Below are 6,308 nucleotides of genomic sequence, written 5' to 3'. Positions count from 1 at the left end.
GCAAGACGACCGCGCCGCAAAAACGGGGAACCGAATCTATGGACCTTCAGAAATTCACCGAGCGCAGCCAGGGTTTCCTGCAGGCGGCGCAGACCGCGGCCCTGACACGCGGCCACCAGCAGCTGCTGCCCGAGCATCTGCTCAAGGTGCTGCTCGACGATGAGGAAGGGCTGGCGGCCAATCTCATCCGCAGCGCCGGCGGTAAGCCGGAGGCGGCGTCCCAGGCCGTCGACCAGGCGTTGGCCAAGCAGCCCAAGGTCGAGGGCGGCGGCGGCCAGGTCTATATGAGCCGTGAGCTGGCGCGGGCGCTGGATCAGGCGCAGGAGCAGGCGAAGAAGGCCGGCGACCAGTTCGTCGCGGCCGAACGGCTGCTGCTGGCGCTGGCCATCGCCAAGGAGACCGGTGCGGGCGCCGCCCTGGCCAAGGCCGGGGTGACGCCGCAGACGCTGAACCATGCCATCGACGCCATGCGCAAGGGCCGCACCGCCGACAGCGCCACGGCCGAGGGCCAGTACGACGCGCTGAAGAAATACGCCCGCGACCTGACCGAGGCCGCGCGCTCCGGCAAGCTCGACCCGGTGATCGGCCGGGACGAGGAGATCCGCCGCACCATCCAGGTGCTGTCGCGCCGGACCAAGAACAACCCGGTGCTGATCGGCGAACCCGGCGTCGGCAAGACCGCGATCGTCGAAGGGCTGGCGCTGCGCATTATCAATGGCGACGTGCCGGAAAGCCTGAAGAACAAGCGCCTGCTGGCGCTCGATCTCGGCGCGCTGGTGGCCGGCGCCAAGTTCCGCGGCGAGTTCGAGGAGCGGCTGAAATCCGTGCTGCAGGAGGTGACCTCCGCCGCCGGCGAGATCGTGCTGTTCATCGACGAGATGCACCAGCTGGTCGGGGCCGGCAAGGCGGACGGCGCCATGGACGCGTCGAACATGCTGAAGCCGGCCCTGGCGCGCGGCGAGCTGCACTGCGTCGGCGCCACCACGCTCGACGAGTACCGCAAGCATGTCGAGAAGGACGCGGCGCTGGCCCGTCGCTTCCAGCCGGTCTTCGTCTCCGAGCCGACGGTCGAGGACACGATCTCGATCCTGCGCGGCCTGAAGGAGAAGTACGAGCTGCATCACGGCGTGCGCATCACCGATGGCGCGATCGTGGCGGCGGCGACGCTGTCCAACCGCTACATCACCGACCGGTTCCTGCCGGACAAGGCGATCGACCTGATCGACGAGGCCGGGGCCCGGCTGCGCATGCAGGTCGACAGCAAGCCCGAGGAGATCGAGGCGCTGGACCGGCGCACCATGCAGCTGAAGATCGAGCGCGAGGCCCTGAAGAAGGAGACCGACGCGGCGTCGAAGGACCGCCTGTCCAAGCTGGAGCAGGAGCTGGCCGAGCTGGAGGAGCAGTCGTCGTCGCTGACCGCTGCCTGGACCGCGGAGAAGGAGAAGCTGTCTGCCGCCACCAAGGTGAAGGAGCAGTTGGACCAGGCCCGCGGCGAGCTGGAGCAGGCGCAGCGCGGCGGCAACTGGGCGCGGGCGGGCGAGCTGACCTATGGCGTGATCCCGGAGCTGGAGAAGAAGCTCAAGGAGGCCGAAGCGGCGCAGGCCTCGCACATGGTGCGCGAGGAGGTGCAGCCCGACGACATCGCCGCGGTGGTCAGCCGCTGGACCGGCGTGCCGGTCGACCGGATGCTGGAGGGCGAGCGCGAAAAGCTGCTGCAGATGGAGCAGAAGCTGCGGTCGCGCGTGGTCGGGCAGGACGAGGCGATCACCGCGGTCGCCAACGCCGTGCGGCGCTCCCGCGCCGGGCTGCAGGACCCGAACCGGCCGATCGGCAGCTTCCTGTTCCTCGGGCCCACGGGTGTCGGCAAGACCGAGCTGACCAAGGCGCTGGCGGAGTTCCTGTTCGACGACGACACCGCCATGGTCCGCATCGACATGTCGGAATACATGGAGAAGCACGCGGTCAGCCGGCTGATCGGCGCGCCCCCGGGCTATGTCGGCTATGACGAGGGTGGGGCGCTGACCGAGGCGGTGCGGCGCCGGCCGTACCAGGTGATCCTGTTCGACGAGGTCGAGAAGGCGCACCCGGATGTGTTCAACGTGCTGCTGCAGGTGCTGGATGACGGCCGCCTGACCGACGGCCAGGGGCGGACGGTCGATTTCCGCAACACCCTGATCATCTTGACCTCGAATCTCGGCTCAGAGTTCCTGGCCGTGGCGGCCATTGAACGAGATGGGGGCGAACAGGGCGACAGCACGGGCGAGATCGATTTCGTCAGCCGCGAGAAGGTGCTGATGGCGGTGCGCCAGCACTTCCGGCCGGAGTTCCTGAACCGGCTGGACGAGATGATCGTGTTCCGCCGGCTCAGCCGCGAGAACATGACCGGCATCGTCACCATCCAGCTCGCCGGCCTGCGCCGGCTGCTGGAGGACCGGAAGATCACGCTGGAGGTCGACGACCGGGCCAAGGCGTGGCTGGCGGACCAGGGCTACGACCCGATCTACGGCGCGCGGCCGCTGAAGCGGGTGATCCAGCGCGAGCTGCAGAACCCGCTGGCGACGGCGATCCTGGAAGGCGGCATCGTCGACGACAGCACGGTCAAGGTCTCGGCGGGCGAGGAGGGGCTGGTGCTGCAGCCCCAGCCGCTGGCCGCGGCCGCCTGAGAGGCAGAAACGGGGAGGGGCGCTTTGGCGCCCCTCTCTTTTTGGCCGCTCACACCGCGATCTCGAACACGAAGTCGAGGAAGGCGCGCACCCGGGCCGAGGGCAGGCCGCGCGAGCGGTGATAGGCGTAGACCGGGAAGCGTTCATCCGACCAGTCGGGCAGCAGCCGGACCAGCCGGCCATCCTCCAGCAGCCGGCGCACGCTGAACTCCAACGGCTGGCCGATGCCCTGGCCACCCAGCATGGCGCCGATCAGGCTGCCGGAATCATTGACCGTCAGCCGGCCCTTGACCGGTACGGCCAGCACCTCCGCCTTGCGCCGGAACTCCCAGCCATAGGGACGGCCGGTGGCGGCATCCCGCACCAGCACGCATTCATGGCCGTCGCGGACCAGATCGTCCGGATGGCGCGGCCGGCCGTGCCGTTCGACATACTCCGGCGTGGCGCAGGTCAGCACCCGGGTCTCCAGCAGCAGGCGGCTGTTCAGGCCGGACGGTTCGGGCTCGCCAAAGCGCACCGCGACATCCAGCCCTTCGGCCACCAGGTCGCCGATGCGATCGCGCACCATCAGGTCCAGCTCCAGCTCGGGATACCGGGCCATGAAGCCGGCCAGGCGCGGCGCCAGCACGTCATGGCCGAAGGCGGCATCGGTGTTGACCCGCAGCCGGCCACGCACGGCCGTGGCGCCACCCGATGCCTCGGCTGCGCGCTCGGCGATGCCGGTCAGATGCGGCATCACCCCTTCGTAGAAGCGGCGCCCGTCCTCGGTCAGCGTGATCGCCCGCGGCGTGCGGTCGAACAGGCGCACGCCCAGCCGCGCCTCCAGCCGGGCGACGGCGCGGCTGACGCCGGACTGGGTCAGGCCCAGGCTGTCCGCCGCCCGCACGAAGCTGCCGGCCTCGACCACCGCGGCCAGGGCGGAGATGCCGCCGAGCAGGCGGCCGTCGAAATCCATGAAGCGCGACTTCCAGTCATCGAAATGATGCCAACTATGCGCTCGTGTCGTGGTGGGTCAAGCCATAGGGTCTGCCGGCGCGGCGATGGTGCCGCGGTTCAGGAGATCCAAGATGTCCAACATCGACGGCAAGGTCATTGCCATCACCGGCGCCTCCAGCGGCATCGGCGAGGCCACCGCCCGCCACTTCGCCAAGGCCGGCGCCCGGGTCATGCTCGGCGCCCGCCGCCTGCACCGGCTCGAGGTGGTGGCCGACGAGATCCGCCGGGCCGGCGGCCAGGCGGCGCTGCAGCGCCTTGATGTCACCAGCCGCGCGGATATGGAAGCCTTCGTCCAGGCCGCCGTGTCGCAGTTCGGCCGGCTGGACGTGATCATCAACAATGCCGGGGTGATGCCGCTGTCCCCGGTCGCGGACCTCAAGGTCGAGGAATGGGACCGGATGGTCGACGTCAATCTCAAGGGCGTGCTGTACGGCGTCGCCGCGGCGCTGCCGGTGTTCCAGGCCCAAGGGTCCGGCCACATCGTTAACGTCACCTCGATCGCCGACCGCCGCGTGGTCGCCACCGCCGCGGTCTATTCGGCGACGAAATATGCGGTGCGGGCCTTTTCCGAAGGGCTGCGGCAGGAAATCGGCGGGTCCGTCCGGGTCACGGTGGTGGCGCCCGGCGCCACGGAATCGGAGCTGGCCAACGGCATCTCCGACCCGGAGCTGCGGCGGGCGGCGATCGAGGATTACCGCCGCGAGCTGATCCCGGCCGACGCCATCGCCCAGGCGATCGCCTATGCCGTCGGCCAACCGGCGACAGTCGATGTCAACGAGGTGGTGGTCCGCCCCACCGCCCAGGCCTATTGAGGGGATGGTCATGACAGACGCCGACATCATCGGCATGTGGGTGACCGCCGACGGCCAGATCCGGCTCGAACTGCTGGCCGGCGGCCGCTACGACGAGGCACGTGGCAGCCAGCGCAGCGCCTATACCGGGGCCTACACCCTGCGCGATGGCACGCTACACTTCGTCGACGATTCCGGCTTCGCCGCCGTCGGAACCATCATCGACGGGGTGCTGGAAGTCGACGGCGACCGCTTCCGCCGGGAACGGGCGCTGGTCTGACCGGCGCGCCGGCCTATCATCCCTGGGATCGACCGAGGAGAAGGACGGCATGATCCGCATCGACCATCTCGACCACCTGGTGCTGACCGTGGCCAGCATCGACGCCACCTGCGATTTCTATGTCCGGGTGCTGGGCATGACGGCGGAGACCTTCGGCCAGGACCGCACGGCACTGCGCTTCGGCGAGCAGAAGATCAACCTGCACCAGGCTGGCCGCGAATTCGAGCCGAAGGCACTGTGGCCCACGCCGGGATCGGCCGATCTGTGTTTCATCGCCGCGACGCCGCTGGCCGAAATGGTGGCGCATCTCCAGGCACTTGGCATCGCGATCGAGGAGGGGCCGGTCGGCCGCACCGGGGCGACCGGGCCGATCCGCTCGGTTTATCTCCGAGATCCCGATGCCAACCTGATCGAGATCTCGAACCCGGTCTGAGGCCGGGGCCCGGCCTGAGGCGGCAAGGTCACGCCTGGCCCTGGAACCGTTCGACCAGCCAGCGTGTGGCCGGCCCGGGCGGCGTGTCGGCCCGATGCACGGCGTAGAATGGGTACAGGTTGTCCCGCCAGTCCGGCAGGTCGAGTTCCACCAGCCGGCCGGCCGCGATGTCGTCGCGGACCACGGGGACGGGCATGCTGCCCCAGCCGACCCCGGCCAGCAGCAGCGCTTGCTTGGACCCGAGATCGGCCAGCCGCCATGTCCGGGTGGCCAGGACGCCGAAATCCGCCCCCTGGGTCAGGGGCGAACGATCGGTCAGGACCAGCTGGACGTGGTTGCGCGTCGCACCGGCAAGGTGCCCGCGATGGGCCGCCAGCGGATGGAACGGAGCGGCGACCGGCACCAGCCGCACGCCGCCGATCCGCATCCGCTCGGTTCCGCCGACGGCTGCCAGCGGGCCGCTGATGCCGAGCATGGCCGTGTGGTCGAGCACCAGCTGGGTCACGGCGCCCAGCGCCTCGACATGCAGCCGCAGTGGCACGGTGGGGAACGCCACCTGGAAGGCCTGCAGCGCGTCGACCAGCCGCTCCGTCGGCAGCATGACGTCGACGGCGATCGCCACCTCCGGCTCCAGCCCCTCCAGCAGACCCAGCACCCGGGTGCGTAGCGTGTCGATGCCCAGCACCACGGCGCGGGCCTCGGCCAGCACGGCGCGGCCGGCCGGGGTCAGGGTCGGCTTCCGCGTCGTCACCCGGTCGAACAGCGGCAGGCCGAGCTGAGATTCGAGATTGTCGATGGCATAGGTGACGGCCGAGGTGGCGCGGTTCAGCCGCCGTGCCGCCGCGGCGAAGCTGCCCGCCTCGACCACGGCGAGAAGCACCTGCAGCTGGTCGATCGTGGGTGTGCCGGGGTCGGTCATTTCTGAGAATCTGAAAAGGGCGTTCAGTATTATCCGGATTTTCCGAAATCTGAAGCCGCCATAAGGTCCGCAACCTTCGTCACGTTTTGCGGCAGAAAGACCCTTCCATGACCCCCTCGACCTCCTGGCCGCCGGCCTTCGGGCGGCTGCTGATCGCCATCCTGTTCCTGCTCAGCGGCCTGTCCAAGATCGCGGCCCCGGCTGCCATCATCGGCTATATCGGCTC

Annotated in this window: 6 protein-coding genes; 4 read left to right on the top strand and 2 right to left on the bottom strand. The window is 69.4% G+C overall.

Going from position 1 to position 6,308, the window contains the following annotated elements; all coding sequences use genetic code 11:
• Positions 1-38: 38 nt before the first annotated feature.
• Positions 39-2,663, top strand: coding sequence for an ATP-dependent chaperone ClpB (gene clpB, locus AC3XYG_RS40100; protein WP_489145505.1), 2,625 nt, complete (start codon positions 39-41; stop codon positions 2,661-2,663).
• 49 nt (positions 2,664-2,712) lie between these two features.
• On the opposite strand, the gene AC3XYG_RS40095 is transcribed toward clpB, so the two are convergent.
• Entirely contained in the window at positions 2,713-3,618 is a 906-nt protein-coding gene (locus tag AC3XYG_RS40095) for a LysR family transcriptional regulator (RefSeq protein ID WP_489145504.1), read from the bottom strand.
• Between the two features lie 112 nt (positions 3,619-3,730).
• On the opposite strand from AC3XYG_RS40095, the gene AC3XYG_RS40090 reads away from it, so the two are divergent.
• Genes AC3XYG_RS40090 through AC3XYG_RS40080 form a run of 3 tightly spaced genes read left to right on the top strand, consistent with a single transcriptional unit; the run spans position 3,731 to position 5,163 of the window.
• Positions 3,731-4,471, top strand: a complete 741-nt coding sequence (locus tag AC3XYG_RS40090; RefSeq protein WP_489145503.1) for an SDR family oxidoreductase — start codon at positions 3,731-3,733, stop codon at positions 4,469-4,471.
• 10 nt (positions 4,472-4,481) lie between these two features.
• Positions 4,482-4,730, top strand: coding sequence for an Atu4866 domain-containing protein (locus AC3XYG_RS40085; protein ID WP_489145502.1), 249 nt, complete (start codon positions 4,482-4,484; stop codon positions 4,728-4,730).
• 49 nt (positions 4,731-4,779) lie between these two features.
• Positions 4,780-5,163, top strand: a complete 384-nt coding sequence (locus AC3XYG_RS40080) for a VOC family protein (protein WP_489145501.1) — start codon at positions 4,780-4,782, stop codon at positions 5,161-5,163.
• A gap of 28 nt (positions 5,164-5,191) precedes the next feature.
• Here the strand turns inward: AC3XYG_RS40080 and AC3XYG_RS40075 are convergent, their stop codons facing one another.
• The gene (locus AC3XYG_RS40075) at positions 5,192-6,082 is read right to left on the bottom strand and encodes a LysR family transcriptional regulator (protein WP_489145500.1); all 891 of its coding nucleotides are present in this window, start codon (positions 6,080-6,082) and stop codon (positions 5,192-5,194) included.
• Positions 6,083-6,308 lie beyond the last annotated feature (226 nt).

The organism is Inquilinus sp. (assembly GCF_057815775.1).
The sequence above is the reverse complement of the archived record's forward strand: the minus strand, read 5'-3'. Positions and strand labels throughout refer to the sequence as shown.